The organism is Mycobacterium sp. 1274761.0 (assembly GCF_001668615.1).
Taxonomy (GTDB): domain Bacteria; phylum Actinomycetota; class Actinomycetes; order Mycobacteriales; family Mycobacteriaceae; genus Mycobacterium.
In genome coordinates this window covers 63521-79640 of sequence record NZ_LZMC01000058.1, presented here as the reverse complement: position 1 = coordinate 79640, position 16120 = coordinate 63521, and the positions used below count along the sequence as shown (strand labels likewise).

At 66.0% G+C, this 16120-nt stretch carries 15 protein-coding genes; all 15 read left to right on the top strand.

Annotated elements, in window-relative coordinates:
• Positions 1-11 precede the first annotated feature (11 nt).
• The 15 genes from A5651_RS11975 to nuoN all read left to right on the top strand — a co-directional run bounded on the left by A5651_RS11975 (position 12) and on the right by nuoN (position 16083).
• Positions 12-413, top strand: a complete 402-nt coding sequence (locus A5651_RS11975; protein ID WP_066980190.1) for a response regulator transcription factor — start codon at positions 12-14, stop codon at positions 411-413.
• Positions 414-581: 168 nt separating this feature from the next.
• Positions 582-953, top strand: a complete 372-nt coding sequence (locus A5651_RS11970) for an NADH-quinone oxidoreductase subunit A (protein ID WP_066980186.1) — start codon at positions 582-584, stop codon at positions 951-953.
• Positions 944-1498 (top strand): NADH-quinone oxidoreductase subunit B family protein, encoded by a 555-nt coding sequence (locus tag A5651_RS11965; protein WP_066980184.1) that lies wholly within the window; start codon positions 944-946, stop codon positions 1496-1498. Before A5651_RS11970 ends, A5651_RS11965 begins: the two co-directional genes overlap by 10 nt.
• On the top strand, positions 1495-2208 hold the full coding sequence (locus A5651_RS11960; protein ID WP_066980181.1) for an NADH-quinone oxidoreductase subunit C: 714 nt from the start codon (positions 1495-1497) through the stop codon (positions 2206-2208). Before A5651_RS11965 ends, A5651_RS11960 begins: the two co-directional genes overlap by 4 nt.
• Complete coding sequence (gene nuoD, locus A5651_RS11955) at positions 2208-3539, top strand: NADH dehydrogenase (quinone) subunit D (RefSeq protein ID WP_066980178.1); 1332 nt, start codon at positions 2208-2210, stop codon at positions 3537-3539. Before A5651_RS11960 ends, nuoD begins: the two co-directional genes overlap by 1 nt.
• Before the next feature lie 28 nt (positions 3540-3567).
• A complete protein-coding gene (gene nuoE / locus A5651_RS11950) occupies positions 3568-4479 on the top strand; it encodes an NADH-quinone oxidoreductase subunit NuoE (protein ID WP_066980175.1) in 912 nt (303 codons plus the stop codon).
• A 1-nt stretch (position 4480) separates the two neighbouring features.
• Positions 4481-5806, top strand: coding sequence for an NADH-quinone oxidoreductase subunit NuoF (nuoF, locus tag A5651_RS11945; RefSeq protein ID WP_066980173.1), 1326 nt, complete (start codon positions 4481-4483; stop codon positions 5804-5806).
• Positions 5803-8193, top strand: a complete 2391-nt coding sequence (locus tag A5651_RS11940) for an NADH-quinone oxidoreductase subunit G (RefSeq protein WP_066980170.1) — start codon at positions 5803-5805, stop codon at positions 8191-8193. The genes nuoF and A5651_RS11940 overlap by 4 nt, the downstream gene beginning before the upstream one ends.
• A complete protein-coding gene (nuoH, locus tag A5651_RS11935; RefSeq protein WP_066980167.1) occupies positions 8190-9476 on the top strand; it encodes an NADH-quinone oxidoreductase subunit NuoH in 1287 nt (428 codons plus the stop codon). The genes A5651_RS11940 and nuoH overlap by 4 nt, the downstream gene beginning before the upstream one ends.
• A complete protein-coding gene (nuoI, locus tag A5651_RS11930) occupies positions 9469-10020 on the top strand; it encodes an NADH-quinone oxidoreductase subunit NuoI (RefSeq protein ID WP_066980164.1) in 552 nt (183 codons plus the stop codon). The genes nuoH and nuoI overlap by 8 nt, the downstream gene beginning before the upstream one ends.
• Positions 10017-10751: an NADH-quinone oxidoreductase subunit J gene (locus A5651_RS11925; protein WP_231988665.1), complete on the top strand. Its 735-nt coding sequence runs from the start codon at positions 10017-10019 to the stop codon at positions 10749-10751. Before nuoI ends, A5651_RS11925 begins: the two co-directional genes overlap by 4 nt.
• Positions 10748-11047 (top strand): NADH-quinone oxidoreductase subunit NuoK, encoded by a 300-nt coding sequence (gene nuoK, locus A5651_RS11920; RefSeq protein ID WP_066980161.1) that lies wholly within the window; start codon positions 10748-10750, stop codon positions 11045-11047. The genes A5651_RS11925 and nuoK overlap by 4 nt, the downstream gene beginning before the upstream one ends.
• Before the next feature lie 7 nt (positions 11048-11054).
• Positions 11055-12938, top strand: coding sequence for an NADH-quinone oxidoreductase subunit L (nuoL, locus tag A5651_RS11915; RefSeq protein WP_066980158.1), 1884 nt, complete (start codon positions 11055-11057; stop codon positions 12936-12938).
• Complete coding sequence (locus A5651_RS11910) at positions 12935-14503, top strand: NADH-quinone oxidoreductase subunit M (RefSeq protein ID WP_082943726.1); 1569 nt, start codon at positions 12935-12937, stop codon at positions 14501-14503. The genes nuoL and A5651_RS11910 overlap by 4 nt, the downstream gene beginning before the upstream one ends.
• Positions 14500-16083 carry an NADH-quinone oxidoreductase subunit NuoN gene (gene nuoN, locus A5651_RS11905; RefSeq protein ID WP_066980155.1) on the top strand — a complete coding sequence of 528 codons (1584 nt, stop codon included), beginning with the start codon at positions 14500-14502 and terminating at the stop codon, positions 16081-16083. The genes A5651_RS11910 and nuoN overlap by 4 nt, the downstream gene beginning before the upstream one ends.
• Positions 16084-16120: the final 37 nt, after the last annotated feature.

Genomic DNA, 16120 nt, shown 5'->3' with positions numbered 1-16120 from the left:
AGCATCTGCGCATGCCCGAATCATCTCGGCCGCTGCGAATACTGGTCTACAGCGACAATCCGAGGACGCGCGAACAAGTCCAGCTCGCGTTGGGCAAGCGGGTGCACCCCGATCTCCCCGAGCTGACCTACCTCGAGGTGGCCACCGGCCCCATGGTGATCGCACAGATGGACAAGGGCGGTTTCGATCTGGCCATCCTCGACGGCGAGGCCACGCCGGTTGGCGGGATGGGAATAGCCAAGCAGCTCAAGGACGAGCTCGACGATTGTCCACCGATCCTCGTGCTGACCGGACGCCGGGACGACGCCTGGCTGGCAAATTGGTCGCGCGCCGAGGCCGCGGTACCGCACCCCATCGACCCCATCCGCCTGGGTGAGGCCGTGGTGTCGCTTCTGCGCGCCCCCGTGCAGTAGCAGATTTCGCTAATTCCCGTACTGCCGTTGGGTTTTCGCGGCATGACAAAGTCAACGGCTGGCAACCAAAAACGATATTAGCCCCTTGTTGTGACGCGGTTTTGAAACATCGCTAGGCTGTGGGTCAGCTCACATCGGAAAGCCCACTGAGGGAGCGGTCACAGCTGCATGAACCTGTATCTACCCATCCTGGTGCTCGGCGCGATCGCGGCCGGATTCGCCGTCTTCTCGGTCGTTGCCGCGTTGCTCGGCGGACCCCGTCGCTTCAACCGGGCCAAGCTCGAGGCCTATGAGTGCGGCATCGAGCCGATGCCCGAACTCGCCAACCCCCAGGCCACCGGCCAGCGGTTTCCGATGAAGTACTACGTGACGGCCATGCTGTTCATCGTCTTCGACATCGAGATCGTGTTCCTCTACCCCTGGGCCGTCGCCTTCGACAGCCTGGGGGTATTTGCGCTGGTCGAGATGCTGTTGTTCATGGCCACCGTGTTCGTGGCGTACGCCTACGTGTGGCGTCGGGGAGGCTTGAATTGGGACTAGAGGAGAAGCTGCCGAGCGGCATCCTGCTCTCGACAGTCGAGAAATTGGCGGGCTACGTCCGAAAGGGGTCGCTGTGGCCTGCGACGTTCGGCTTGGCGTGCTGCGCCATCGAGATGATGGCGACCGCGGGCCCGCGCTTCGACATCTCGCGGTTCGGCATGGAACGGTTCTCGGCGACGCCGCGGCAGGCCGACCTGATGATCGTAGCCGGCCGGGTCAGCCAGAAGATGGCGCCGGTGCTGCGCCAGGTCTACGACCAGATGGCCGAACCCAAATGGGTGCTGTCCATGGGGGTGTGCGCGTCCTCTGGCGGGATGTTCAACAACTACGCCATCGTGCAGGGCGTTGACCACGTCGTTCCGGTCGACATCTACCTGCCCGGATGCCCGCCGCGCCCCGAAATGCTGCTGCACGCGATCTTGAAACTGCACGACAAGATCCAGGAGATGCCGCTGGGCGTCAACCGCGAGGAGGCGGTCCGCGAAGCCGAGAAGGCCGCCCTGGCGATCCCGCCTACCATCGAGCTCAGAGGGCTGCTGAGATGACGACACCGTCCGACGCGCCCGGCAGCTTCCCGAACGGCAAGGGCGATAAGGCCGAAAAAGAAATAGTCGGCGTCCGCCGCGGCATGTTCGGCCCCAGGGGCACCGGCGACACCTCGGGTTACGGACGGCTGGTCCGCGAGGTCGCACTACCCGGCAGCTCACCGCGGCCCTACGGCGGCTACTTCGACGAGGTCGTCGACACGCTGGCCAAGGTGCTCGGCGACGATGCGTTCGAGGCGGCCGTCGAGCGGGTCGTCGTCTATCGCGACCAACTCACCCTCGAAGTGCGCCGAGAACACCTGCGCGAGGTCATGCAGGCGCTCCGGGACGACCCCGGCCTCCGGTTCGAGCTGTCGCTCGGGGTCAGCGGTGTGCACTATCCGGCCGACACCGGTCGCGAGTTGCACGCCGTGTACCCGCTGATGTCGATCACCCACAACCGCCGCATCCAGGTGGAGGTGGCCGCGCCAGACGCCGACCCACACATCCCGTCGTTGTTCACCGTCTACCCCACGACCGACTGGCACGAGCGGGAGACCTACGACTTCTTCGGAATCATCTTCGACGGTCACCCGGCGCTGACCCGCATTGAGATGCCCGACGACTGGGTCGGGCATCCGCAACGTAAGGACTATCCGTTGGGCGGCATACCCGTCGAATACCACGGCGCCGAGATACCGCCGCCCGACGAGCGGAGGGCCTACAGCTGATGAGTCATGAAAACACCCCGCCGGAGAGCGGGGATACCGTCGTGATGGTCGGCGGCGAGGACTGGGATCAGGTGGTCAGCGCGGCCGCCGAAGCCCAAGCGGGCGAACGGATTGTGGTCAACATGGGCCCGCAGCATCCGTCGACGCATGGGGTGCTGCGGTTGATCCTGGAGATCGAAGGCGAGACCATCGTCTCGGCCCGCTGCGGAATCGGCTACCTGCACACCGGCATCGAGAAGAATCTCGAATACCGGACCTGGACGCAGGGCGTCACCTTCGTCACCCGAATGGACTACCTCTCACCGCTTTTCAACGAAACCGTGTACTGCCTCGGCGTCGAGAAGCTGCTCGGTGTCACCGACGACATCCCCGAACGCGCCAACATCATCCGCGTGATGATGATGGAGCTCAACCGCATCTCCAGCCATCTGGTCGCGTTGGCCACCGGCGGGATGGAGTTGGGCTCCATGGGCGCGATGTTCTACGGGTTCCGGGAGCGCGAGCAGATCCTGTCGATCTTCGAGACCATCACCGGGCTGCGGATGAACAACGCCTATATCCGGCCCGGGGGGCTGGCCGCCGACCTTCCTGACGAGGCGCTGCCGCAGATCCGCGACATGCTGAAGCTGATGCCGAAGAGGCTCAAGGATCTTGAGGATCTGCTGAGTGAGAACTACATCTGGAAGGCCCGCACCCAGGGCATCGGCTATTTGGACCTGACGGGATGCATGGCGCTCGGCGTCACCGGTCCCGTGCTGCGGTCCACCGGGCTGCCCCACGACTTACGCAGAGCCCAGCCCTACTGCGGCTACGAGACCTATGACTTCGACGTCATCACCGACGACGGCTGTGATGCCTACGGCCGCTACCTGATTCGGGTCAAAGAGCTGCACGAGTCGCTGAAGATCATCGAGCAGTGCGTCGAAAGGCTAGGGCGGCTTCCTTCCGGCGGGCGGGTGATGCTCGACGACAAGAAGCTGGCCTGGCCCGCCGACCTGAAGCTGGGCCCCGACGGGCTCGGTAACTCGCCTGAGCACATCGCCAAGATCATGGGCCATTCGATGGAAGGCCTGATTCACCACTTCAAGCTGGTCACCGAGGGCATCCGGGTGCCGCCGGGGCAGGTGTACGTGGCGGTCGAGTCACCGCGGGGTGAGTTGGGAGTCCACATGGTCTCAGACGGCGGGACGCGGCCGTATCGAGTGCACTACCGCGACCCCTCGTTCACCAACCTGCAGGCGGTGGCCGCCACGTGTGAGGGCGGCATGGTCGCCGACGCGATCTCCGCGGTGGCCTCGATCGACCCGGTCATGGGGGGAGTTGACCGATGAGCGCTTGCGCGAAGAGACGAGGGTACAGATGACCTTGAGCACCAACGGGTTTCCGGTGTTCCTCGAGTTGGGGCAGCGTCCGGATGAAGCCGGACCGCCGATCGGAGGCGAATCGGTTTACCCGGCTGATGTCACGGCCCGGCTGTCTGCGGCGGCGGCCGACATCGTCGCCCGGTATCCACGTTCGAGGTCGGCGTTGCTGCCGCTGCTGCACCTGGTGCAGTCCGAGGACGGCTATCTCACCAAGGCCGGAATCGCCTTCTGCGCAGCACAACTGGACCTCACCGAGGCCGAGGTGACCGCTGTCGCCACTTTCTATTCGATGTACCGGCGCACTCCCACCGGTGATTACCTCGTCGGCGTGTGCACCAACACGCTGTGCGCGATCATGGGCGGCGACGCGATTCTGGACTCGTTACAGGAACATCTCGGCATCCACGCGGGCGAGACCACCGACGCCACGGGTGACAGGGCCAGCGTCACCCTCGAACACATCGAGTGCAACGCCGCCTGCGACTACGCACCGGTGGTGATGGTCAACTGGGAGTTCTTCGACAACCAAACCCCTTCGTCGGCAAAGGATCTGGTCGACTCGCTGCGCGCCGGCGAGCAGGTCGTGCCCAGCCGCGGCGCGCCGCTGTGCAACTTCCGCGACACCTCGCGGATTCTCGCCGGCCTGCCCGACGACCGCCCCGTCACCGCCGACGGCCAGGTGCCGACGGCCACCCTGGCGGGGTTGCGCGTCGCGCGCGACCTGCACATGGAGGCGCCGGCGCCGGACGACCATCCGCCTTCGTCGATGCCGGAACCCCACGACGACAAGGCCGAGGGCGCCGAGGCAACCAAGGACGAACCGGCACCGGGACCGTCGGCCACGGTGCCCGCCGGATCGAACACCACCGAAGAAACAGACACGAGCACAACGGATTCACGCGACTGATATGGCACCTGCTACTCCCCTGACACCCGTGTTCAGCCGGTACTGGGACGAACCCGAACCCTGGTCGCTGGACACCTACCGCCGCCACGACGGGTACCGCGCCCTGGAGAAGGCGCTGGCGATGGATCCCGACGAGGTGATCACGCTCGTGAAGGATTCCGGGCTGCGCGGCCGCGGCGGAGCGGGCTTCCCGACCGGCACCAAGTGGTCGTTCATCCCGCAGGACGACACCGGCGCCGGGGCCAAGCCGCACTATCTTGTGATCAACGCCGACGAGTCGGAACCTGGTACGTGCAAGGACATTCCGCTAATTCTGACGACACCGCACTTTCTCGTCGAGGGTGCGATCATTGCCGCGTACGCCATCCGCGCCCACCACGCGTTCATCTACGTGCGCGGTGAGGTGGTCCCAGTGCTGCGTCGCCTGCAGGCGGCTGTCGCAGAGGCGTACGCGGCCGGCTACCTCGGCACCGACATCAACGGTTCGGGATTCGATCTCGAGCTCGTCGTGCACGCGGGCGCCGGCGCCTACATCTGTGGCGAGGAAACCGCGTTGCTCGACTCGTTGGAGGGCAGGCGCGGCCAGCCCCGACTGCGGCCACCGTTTCCCGCGGTGGCCGGCCTGTACGCTTGCCCGACGGTGGTGAACAACGTCGAATCCATCGCCAGCGTGCCGCCCATCGTGCTCAACGGCATCGACTGGTTCCGATCGATGGGTTCGGAGAAGTCGCCCGGCTTCACGCTGTACTCGCTGTCGGGGCACGTCACCAATCCCGGCCAGTACGAGGCACCGCTGGGCATCACGTTGCGCGAGCTTCTGGAGTATGCGGGCGGTGTCCGCGCGGGCCACGAGCTGAAGTTCTGGACGCCCGGCGGGTCGTCGACTCCCCTGCTGACCGCCGAACATCTCGACGTGCCATTGGATTACGAGGGCATGGCAGGTGTCGGGTCGATGCTCGGCACCAAGGCGCTGCAGATCTTCGACGAGACGACGTGCGTGGTGCGCGCGGTGCGCCGCTGGACCGAGTTCTACGCCCACGAGTCGTGCGGTAAGTGCACCCCGTGCCGCGAGGGCACCTATTGGTTGAGCCAGATCTACGAGCGTTTGGAAACCGGGAACGGCACCGAAGAGGACATCGGAAAGCTGCTGGACATCTCCGACACCATCTTCGGGAAATCGTTCTGCGCGTTGGGTGACGGCGCGGCGAGCCCCATCCTGTCGTCGATCAAGTTCTTCCGCGACGAGTACGTCGAGCACCTGAACGGCGGCTGCCCGTTCGATCCACACGCCTCGACGCTGATGGCGACCGAGGGGGTGGGCGCGTGACGGTGACCGAGCCGAGCCAGGATGCGCCGGCAGTGGAATTGGTGAATCTGATCATCGACGACCAGCCGATCAGTGTGCCCAAGGGCACCTTGGTGATTCGCGCAGCCGAGCTGATGGGCATCCAGATTCCGCGGTTCTGCGATCACCCGCTGCTGGATCCGGTGGGCGCCTGCAGGCAGTGCCTGGTCGAGGTCGAGGGCCAGCGCAAGCCGATGGCGTCATGCACCATCACCTGCACACCCGACATGGTGGTCCGCACGCAGTTCACCTCCGAATCCGCCGACAAGGCGCAGCACGGGGTGATGGAACTGCTACTGATCAACCATCCGCTGGACTGCCCGGTCTGCGACAAGGGCGGCGAGTGCCCGCTGCAGAACCAGGCCATGTCGAACGGCCGGGCTGAAACCCGCTTCACCGACGTCAAACGCACCTTCCCCAAACCGATTCCGATCTCCTCGGAGGTGCTGCTGGACCGCGAACGATGCGTGCTGTGTGCGCGGTGTACGCGGTTCTCCCAGCAGATCGCGGGCGATCCGTTCATCGAGCTGCTGGAACGCGGTGCATTGCAACAGGTCGGCATCGCGCCCGGCGAACCGTTCTCGTCGTACTTCTCCGGCAACACCGTGCAGATCTGCCCGGTCGGCGCCCTGACCAACACCGCCTACCGGTTCCGCGCGCGGCCGTTCGACCTGGTGTCCACGCCCAGCGCATGCGAGCACTGCGCGTCGGGCTGTGCCCAGCGCACCGACCACCGGCGCGGAAAGGTGTTGCGCCGGCTGGCCGGCGACGATCCCGAGGTCAACGAAGAGTGGAACTGCGACAAGGGCCGCTGGGCGTTCAACTACGCAGGCGTCGGCGATCGCATCACCACCCCTCTGCTGCGTGAGGCTGACGGCAAGCTGCGGCCCGCGTCCTGGGCGGAGGCGCTGCGCGTCGCCGCGACGGGGTTGGCCTCCGCCGCGGGCCGCGCCGGTGTCCTCGTGGGCGGCAGAAGCACCGTTGAGGATGCCTACGCTTACTCGAAGTTCGCCCGAATGGTGTTGACCACCAATGACATCGACTTTCGGATCCGCGCGCACAGCGACGAAGAGGCCGACTTTCTCGCCGCCCATGTCGCGGGGCAGCCGATGACGGTCACCTATGCCGACCTGGAGAAGGCGCCGGCGGTGTTGCTGGCCGGCTTCGAGCCGGAGGATGAATCGCCGATCGTCTTTCTGCGGCTGCGCAAGGCCGCCCGCAAGAACGGTGTTCAGGTGCTGGCCATCGCGCCGTTCGAGACCCGCGGCCTGACCAAGATGTCTGGGCGACTCATCCGCACGGTGCCCGGCGGTGAAGCGGCGGCGCTGGACGGGCTGACCGAGGAGACACTGCTGCACCAGCCCGGGGCGATCATCCTGGTCGGCGAGCGGCTGTCCGCATCGCGCGGGGCGCTTTCTGCAGCAGCCAGATTGGCGGCGGCGACCGGAGCCCGCCTCGGCTGGGTGCCACGGCGTGCGGGCGACCGCGGGGCGGTGGAGGCAGGCGCGCTGCCCAACCTACTGCCGGGCGGACGTCCGGTCAGCGATGCCGCCGCGCGGGAGCAGACGGCGGCCGCCTGGCACATCTCCGACGTGCCTGCTGGCCCCGGCCGCGACACGGCCGGCATCCTCGCGGCGGCGGCCAGCGGCGAACTGGGCGCGCTGCTGATCGGCGGCGTAGAACTCGCCGATCTGCCCGACCCTGACGAGGCCCTGGTTGCCATCGACGCGGTGTCGTTCGTCGTCAGCCTCGAGCTGCGGGAAAGCGCCGTCACCGGGCTCGCCGACGTGGTGTTTCCCGTTGCGCCCGTGGTGGAGAAGGGCGGCTCGTTCATCAACTGGGAGGGCAGGATTCGGCCCTTTCCGCCGTCGCTGACCAGCAATGCGACGCCCGATCTGCGGGTGCTGTACACGTTGGCCGACGAGCTCGGCGTGGACCTCGGGCTGCCGGATGCGGGGGCCGCAGGCGAGGAACTGGCGCGGCTCGGCTGGTGGGGCGGTACACGACCGGGCGCCCCGGACGTTTCGGCCGGTATCGCCCCCGAACCGGGCAAGGGTGAAGCGGTGCTGGCCAGCTGGCGGATGCTGCTGGACTCCGGTCGGCTGCAGGACGGCGAGCCCTACCTTGCCGGAACCGCGCGACCACCGGTCGTTCGCCTGTCAGCGACCACATCCGCCGAAATCGGTGCGACGGAAGGCGACTCCGTCACTGTCGCCACCAGCAACGGCGAGATCACGTTGCCGCTCGAGATCACCGATATGGATGACCGGGTGGTGTGGCTGCCACTGAACTCGCCGGGATCGGCGGTGTACCAACAACTCGGGGTGACCGCGGGCGCCGTGGTCTCAATCGGACGGGCTGAACGGTGAACTATTCAACGGCGACGGACCTCTCGGCCTTCGGGCACGACCCGATCTGGCTGATCCTGATCAAGGCGGTCGGAATCTTCGTGTTCCTGCTGCTGACGGTGCTGGCCGCGATCCTGATCGAACGCAAGCTGTTGGGCCGCATGCAGATGCGTTTCGGGCCCAACCGGGTCGGCCCGAAGGGTCTGCTGCAGTCACTCGTCGACGGGCTGAAGCTCGGGTTGAAGGAAGGGCTGATCCCGGCGGGGGTGGACAAGCCGATTTATCTAATGGCGCCGGTGATTTCGACGGTGCCCGCGTTTCTGGCCTTCGCGGTCATCCCAATGGGGCCCGTGGTGTCGGTGTTCGGTCACCGAACTCCGCTGCAGCTGACCGACCTTGCGGTGGCGGTGCTCTACATCCTTGCGGTCACCTCGATCGGGGTGTACGGCATCGTGCTGGCCGGGTGGGCGTCGGGCTCGACCTACCCGCTGCTCGGCGGTCTGCGGTCGTCGGCGCAGGTGATCTCTTACGAGATCGCGATGGCACTGTCGTTCGCGACGGTGTTCCTGTTCGCAGGCACCATGTCGACGTCGGGAATCGTTGGCGCCCAGGACGGCCGGTGGTTTGTGTTCGTGCTGCTGCCGTCGTTTTTGGTGTACCTGACCTCGATGGTCGGCGAAACCAACCGTGCGCCTTTCGATCTGCCCGAGGCCGAGGGTGAGCTCGTCGGCGGCTTCCACACCGAGTACTCGTCGCTGAAGTTCGCGATGTTCATGCTCGCCGAATACGTCAACATGACGACAGTGTCGGCCCTGGCCACCACGATGTTCCTCGGAGGCTGGCACGCACCATGGCCGATCAACATGTGGGATGGCGCTAACACCGGCTGGTGGCCGCTGCTGTGGTTCACCGCCAAGGTGTGGGCGTTCCTGTTCTTCTACTTCTGGCTGCGCGCCACGCTGCCGCGCCTGCGCTACGACCAGTTCATGGCGCTGGGCTGGAAGGTCCTGATACCGGTGTCGTTGGTGTGGATCGCGATCGTGTCGACCGCGCGCGCCCTACGCAACGCCGGTGAAACCGCTTGGAGCACCGGGTTGATCGCCGTCGGCACGGTGGTCGCACTGCTGGTAGCCGCGTTGCTGTGGCGGACGCTGCGGGCCAGGACGGTGCGCACGATACCGGTGCAGGCCGTCGACGACGGCGCGTTCCCGGTGCCGCCGCTGCCTGCAGAGCGGACGCGAGGAGCACAAGAAGCAGAGCGGACGCGAGGAGCACAGAAAGCAAAGGAGACCACTCATGCCTAAGTTCCTCGACGCAATCGCCGGCTTCGCGGTCACGTTCGGCACCATGTTCAAGAAGCCGATCACCGAGGAGTATCCGGAAAAGCCGGGCCCGGTCGCGAAGCGTTACCACGGGCGCCATCAGCTCAACCGCTACCCCGACGGGCTGGAGAAGTGCATCGGCTGCGAGCTGTGCGCGTGGGCCTGCCCCGCCGACGCGATCTACGTCGAGGGCGACAACAACACCCCGGAGGAGCGCTACTCGCCGGGCGAGCGCTACGGCCGCGTGTATCAAATCAACTACCTGCGCTGCATCGGCTGCGGCCTGTGCATCGAGGCATGCCCCACCCGCGCGTTGACGATGACCAACGAATACGAGATGGCCGACGACAACCGGGCAGACCTCATCTGGGGCAAGGACAAACTGCTCGCGCCGCTGAAGCCGGGAATGGTGGCACCGCCGCACCCGATGCAGCCCGGCAGCACCGACGAGGACTATTACCTGGGCAATATCAAGCCTGTCTCGCACACGCAAGGAGCGGAAAAGGTATCGGAGGAAGCGCGGTGACGTCGACGGCGGAAGCGGTCGTGTTCTGGGTGCTCGGCGCGGTGGCCCTGCTCGGTGCCATCGGCGTGGTCGCCGCGCCCAAGGCCGTGTATTCTGCGATTTTCCTTGCTTCGACCATGATCTCGCTCGCGGTGCTCTACATCGCGCAGGAAGCGCTGTTCCTCGGCGTCGTGCAGGTGGTCGTCTACACCGGCGCGGTCATGATGCTGTTCCTCTTCGTGCTGATGCTTGTCGGCGTCGATCTGACCGAGTCGTTCACGGAAACGATTCGCGGACAACGGGTTGCCGCGCTGATCGCCGGTTTCGGCTTCGGCGTCCTGCTGATCGCCGGGATCGGCAATGTGTCGGTGGCCGGTTTCACGGGACTGCCCGAAGCCAACAGCAGCGGCAACGTCGAGGGCCTGGCGGCTTTGATCTTCACCCGCTACCTGTGGGCGTTCGAGCTGACCGGCGCGCTGCTGATCACCGCCGCGCTCGGCGCCATGGTGCTGGCGCACCGCGAGCGCTTCGAACGCGCCAAGACTCAGCGCGAACTCGCCGAAGAACGATTCCGGCCCGGCGGCCATCCCACACCCATGCCGGGTCCGGGTGTGTTCGCCCGGCACAACGCCGTGGACATCGAGGCGCGGCTGCCCGACGGCTCAGGCTCTGAGCTGTCGGTCGCCGCGATCCTGCAACGGCGTCGGGTCAGTGACCAGCCGCAAGAATCAACGGACGGGAGCGCGAAGTGAATCCCGATAACTATCTGTACCTCTCCGCGCTGTTGTTCACCATCGGTGCGTCGGGAGTTCTGCTGCGCCGCAACGCCATCGTGATGTTCATGTGCGTGGAGCTGATGCTGAACGCGGCCAACCTCGCCTTCGTGTCGTTCTCGCGCATGCATGGTCACCTCGACGGTCAGGTGGTGGCCTTCTTCACCATGGTGGTGGCCGCCTGCGAGGTCGTCGTCGGCCTGGCGATCATCATGACCATTTTCCGTACCCGTCGCTCGGCCTCGGTCGACGACGCCAGCCTGCTGAAAAACTAAGGGCCCGATGACGATTCCGGTTTGGCTCCTGATTGCGCTGCCCCTGGCCGGGGCGGCCATACTGTTGCTGTCCGGCAAGTGGTCCAACCCGTGGGGCCACCTGCTGGGATGTGCGGCGTCGCTGGCGTCCTTCGTCGTCGGCGCGCTTCTGTTCGCCGACATGCTCGGCCGCCCCGGCGAGGAGCGGATCGTCACCGAGAGACTGTTCTCCTGGGTACCGGTCGGCGAACTGCACGTCGACTTCGGCCTACAGCTCGACCAACTGTCGATGTGCTTCGTGCTGCTGATCACCGGCGTCGGCTCGCTGATCCACATCTACTCGGTCGGCTACATGGCCGAAGATCCAGGCCGCCGCAGGTTTTTCGCCTACCTGAACCTGTTCCTGGCGGCGATGCTGCTGCTGGTGCTCGCCGACAACTACCTCGGCCTCTACGTCGGCTGGGAAGGCGTCGGCCTGGCGTCGTATCTGCTCATCGGGTTCTGGCAGCACAAGCCGTCGGCAGCCACCGCGGCCAAAAAGGCGTTCGTGGTCAACCGCGTCGGCGACATCGGCCTCGCCGTCGCCCTGATGGTGATGTTCGCCTACATCGGCTCGATCTCGTTCCACGGCGTCTTCGATGCCGCGCCGCGGCTGAGTGAGGGCACGCTCAACGCGATCGGGCTGCTGCTGTTGCTCGCCGCCTGCGGTAAGTCGGCGCAGGTGCCGCTGCAGTCCTGGCTCGGCGACGCGATGGAGGGCCCGACGCCGGTGTCGGCGCTTATCCACGCCGCCACGATGGTCACCGCGGGCGTCTACCTGATCGTGCGGTCGGGCCCGGTGTTCGATCTCGCGCCGGGTGCGCAGCTCGGCGTCGTCATCGTCGGCGCCGTCACGCTGTTGTTCGGCGCGATCATCGGCTGCGCCAAGGACGACATCAAGAAGGCGCTGGCCGCGTCGACCATGAGCCAGATCGGCTACATGGTGCTCGCCGCGGGCCTCGGCCCTGCCGGCTACGCGGTGGCGATCATGCACCTGCTGACCCACGGCTTCTTCAAGGCCGGACTGTTCCTCGGCGCGGGCTCGGTCATGCACGCGATGGACGACGAAGTGAACATGCGGTACTACGGCGGACTGCGCAAGCTGCTGCCGATCACCTTCGCCACGTTCGGGCTCGGGTACCTCGCGATCATCGGCGTCCCGCCGTTCGCCGGATTTTTCTCGAAGGACGCGATCATCGAAACCGCTTTCAACGCAGGCGGAGTCAAGGGCGTGGTGCTCGGCGGCGCGGCGTTGCTCGGTGCGGGCATCACCGCCTTCTACATGACCCGCGTCATGTTGATGACGTTCTTCGGCGAGCGACGGTGGAAACCGGAGGTCCACCCGCACGAGGCGCCGGCGGTGATGACGTGGCCGATGATCCTGCTGGCCGTCGGCTCGGTCGCGGCGGGCGGGCTGCTGGCCATCGGCGGCACGTTGGAGCAGTGGCTGGAACCCGTGGTCGGCGCCGAGGAGGTGCACCACGTCGCACCGGCCTGGGTGATCACCGTCGTCGCGCTGTCGGTCGTCGCGGTCGGCATCCTCGTCGCCTACCGGATGTACGCGCAGAAGGCGGTGCCCGACGTTGCGCCCGAAAAGGTTTCGGCGCTGACCGTCGCGGCCCGCCGTGACCTCTACGGTGATGCGATCAACGAGGAGCTGCTGATGAAGCCCGGACAAGTCCTGACCAAGGATCTGGTCTGGATCGACGACAAGGGTATCGACGGCGCCGGCAGCGGCCTGGCTGCCGTGGTCGGGCGAGTGTCTGACGGGCTGCGGCAGGTGCAGACCGGTTTCGCGCGCTCTTATGCCCTGTCGATGCTGGCCGGCGCGGCACTCGTGGTCGCGGTGATCCTGGCGGTGCAACTGTGGTGACCGCCGGCGTGCCGTGGCTGACCATCATGTGGGCGGTGCCGATGCTGGGCGCCGCGCTGGTGATGCTGATTCCCGCGTCCGCCCGCGCCGCAGCGAAGTGGTTCGGCCTGCTGGTGTCGGTGGTCGTGCTTGTGCTCGCCGTCATCCTGGCCGTCGGGTTCGATCCGGGCGGTCCGCAGTACCAATTCGTCGAAGACCAGCCGTGGATACCGTCATTCGGCACCGGCTACATCCTCGGCATCGATGGCATCGCATTGGCGCTGATCGTCCTCACCGCCGTGCTGGTGCCGCTGCTGATCATCGCGGGCTGGAATGATGCCGACGCCCAGGAGGGACTGCGCGGCCGCTCCACTCACACCTATCTGGCGCTGACGCTGGCGGTCGAGGGCATGGTCGTCATGTCGCTGATCTCGCTGGACGTGCTGCTGTTCTACGTCTTCTTCGAGGCGATGCTCATCCCGATGTACTTCCTCATCGGCGGGTTCGGCGGCGAGCACCGGTCCAAGGCAGCGGTGAAGTTCCTGCTGTACAACCTCTTCGGCGGCTTGGTCATGCTCGCCGCGGTCATCGGCCTCTACGTGGTGACCGCCCAGAGCGACGTGTTCGACTCGGGTACTTTCGATTTCCGGGCCATTGTCGACGCGGTGTCCAGCGGTGCGCTGAACGTCAACCCCGCCATCCTCAACGCGCTGTTCCTCGGTTTCATGTTCGCGTTCGCGGTCAAGGCGCCGCTGTGGCCGTTCCACCGGTGGCTGCCCGACGCCGCCGTCGAGGCCACCCCGGCCAGCGCTGTGCTGATGATGGCGATCATGGACAAGGTCGGCACGTTCGGCATGCTGCGGTTCTGCCTGCAGTTGTTCCCCGACGCCTCAAGCTATTTCCGGCCGCTGATCATCACGTTGGCCGTCATCGGCATCGTGTACGGCGCTGTTTTGGCCATCGGACAGACCGACGTCATGCGGCTGATCGCCTACACGTCGATCTCGCACTTCGGCTTCATCATCCTCGGGATCTTCGTGATGACGAGCCAGGGCCAGTCTGGCTCGACCTTGTACATGGTCAATCACGGCATCTCGACCGCCGCGCTGTTCCTGATCGCCGGTTTCCTGGTGTCGCGCAGGGGAACTCGACTGATTAGCGCCTTCGGAGGCGTGCAGAAGGTGGCACCGGTGTTGGCGGGCACCTTCCTGGTCGCCGGGCTGGCGACGCTATCGCTGCCCGGCCTGGCGCCCTTCATCAGCGAGTTCCTGGTGCTGATCGGCACATTCACCCGTTACCCGGCGCTGGCCGTGGTGGCATCACTGGCGCTGGTGCTCTCGGCGATCTACATCCTATGGATGTACCAGCGGATGATGGGCGGGCCGGTCATCGAAGGAAACGACCGGCTGCGTGATCTGCTCCCCCGCGAACTTGTCGTGGTCGCGCCGTTGATCGCGCTTCTGCTGGTCCTCGGTGTCTATCCGAAAGTAGCTCTGGACGTGATCAACCCGGCCGTCAGCCACACGCTGACCACCGTGGACCAACCCGATCCCACACCCAAACTGGCGGAAGGCGGCCCGCGATGAACCTGCCAACGCCCAGCGTCGAATACGGCCTGCTGTCGCCGATGCTGATCGTGTTCGGAGCGGCCATCGCCGGCGTCCTGGTGGAGGCGTTCGTCTCGCGTGAGCGTCGCTACGCTACCCAAGTCGTCCTCAGCCTGGCCGGACTGGCCGCCGCATTCGTGGCGGTGGTGCAGGTGACCCGCGATCTGCACGGGAACACCGGCCGCACCGCGGTCATCGGGTCCGTCGCCGTCGACACCCCGGCGCTGTTCCTGCAGGGCACGATTCTGCTCGTCGGCATCCTCGGAGTGCTGCTGATCGCCGAACGACGTATCCCTGCCGAAGTGGAGTCGGAATCAGAACGGGTTGTGCGCGGCCTTGATTCGTTCACGCCGCAGGCATCGGCGGTCGTCGGCAGCGTCGCCGAGAAGCAGGCCGTCACGACCGGCGTGATGCAGACCGAGGTATTTCCGCTGACGCTGTTCGCCGTCGGCGGGATGCTGCTGTTCCCCGCTGCCGATGATCTGCTGACGATGTTCATCGCGCTCGAGGTGCTGTCGCTGCCGCTGTACCTGATGTGCGGGCTGGCCCGGCGCCGCCGTCTGCTCTCCCAGGAAGCGGCGCTGAAGTACTTTCTGCTGGGCGCGTTTTCGTCGGCCTTCTTCTTGTACGGCTCGGCGATGCTGTACGGGTACTCCGGCACGCTGAGCCTGATCGGCATCGCCGATGCGATCCACGGCAACACCGGCAAGGCGTCACTGGCGTTGATTGGCGTGGGCCTGCTGCTGGTTGGTGTGCTGTTCAAGGTTGGTGCGGTGCCGTTCCACTCCTGGATTCCCGACGTGTATCAGGGTGCGCCGACGCCGATTACGGCGTTCATGGCCGCGGCGACCAAGATCGCGGCCTTCGGCGCCCTGCTGCGCATCTTCTATGTGGCGGTGCCGGAGATCCGCGGCGAGTGGCGGCCGGTGCTGTGGGCTATCGCGATCCTGACGATGGTGGTCGGTACCGTCACCGCGGTGACGCAATCCGACGTCAAGCGGATGCTCGCGTATTCGGCGGTGGCGCATACCGGATTCATATTGACCGGTGTGATCGCGCTCAACGAGTCGGGCCTGTCGTCGACGCTGTTCTATCTTTTCGCCTACGGGTTCAGCACGCTGGGCGCCTTCGCCGTCGTCGGCCTGGTTCGCGACAAGGGCGGCGACGAAGAGACCGCGATGGTGCGCTGGGCCGGGCTCGGCCGGCGCTATCCCATCGTCGGCATTGTGTTCTCGCTGTTTCTGCTGGCGTTCGCGGGCATCCCGTTGACGAGCGGTTTCGTCAGCAAGTTCGCGGTGTTCAAGGCCGCCGGCGAGGGTGGTGCCATTCCGTTGGTGATTGTCGGCGTGATCGCCAGCGCCATCGCGGCGTATTTCTATGTGCGGGTCATCGTGCTCATGTTCTTCACCGACCCGCCCGACGACGCGCCCGACGTGGTGGTGCCGAGCTTCCTGAGCACGGCCGTCATCACGATCACTGCCGCCGTGACGTTTGCGCTCGGAGCGCTGCCGCAGCCCCTGCTGGACGTGGCGAACCTCGCCAACCAGTTCCTGCGCTAGCGTCGACTAGTTGCGCCCAAGCCCATAAATGGGGCGC

What these genes read in the sequence shown, in the direction of transcription:
- A5651_RS11975 (WP_066980190.1), top strand. Translation starts at nt 12, where the DNA reads ATGCCCGAATCATCTCGGCCGCTGCGAATACTGGTCTACAGCGACAAT.
- A5651_RS11970 (WP_066980186.1), top strand. Translation starts at nt 582, where the DNA reads ATGAACCTGTATCTACCCATCCTGGTGCTCGGCGCGATCGCGGCCGGA.
- A5651_RS11960 (WP_066980181.1), top strand. Translation starts at nt 1,495, where the DNA reads ATGACGACACCGTCCGACGCGCCCGGCAGCTTCCCGAACGGCAAGGGC.
- nuoD (WP_066980178.1), top strand. Translation starts at nt 2,208, where the DNA reads ATGAGTCATGAAAACACCCCGCCGGAGAGCGGGGATACCGTCGTGATG.
- nuoE (WP_066980175.1), top strand. Translation starts at nt 3,568, where the DNA reads ATGACCTTGAGCACCAACGGGTTTCCGGTGTTCCTCGAGTTGGGGCAG.
- nuoF (WP_066980173.1), top strand. Translation starts at nt 4,481, where the DNA reads ATGGCACCTGCTACTCCCCTGACACCCGTGTTCAGCCGGTACTGGGAC.
- nuoI (WP_066980164.1), top strand. Translation starts at nt 9,469, where the DNA reads ATGCCTAAGTTCCTCGACGCAATCGCCGGCTTCGCGGTCACGTTCGGC.
- nuoL (WP_066980158.1), top strand. Translation starts at nt 11,055, where the DNA reads ATGACGATTCCGGTTTGGCTCCTGATTGCGCTGCCCCTGGCCGGGGCG.
- nuoN (WP_066980155.1), top strand. Translation starts at nt 14,500, where the DNA reads ATGAACCTGCCAACGCCCAGCGTCGAATACGGCCTGCTGTCGCCGATG.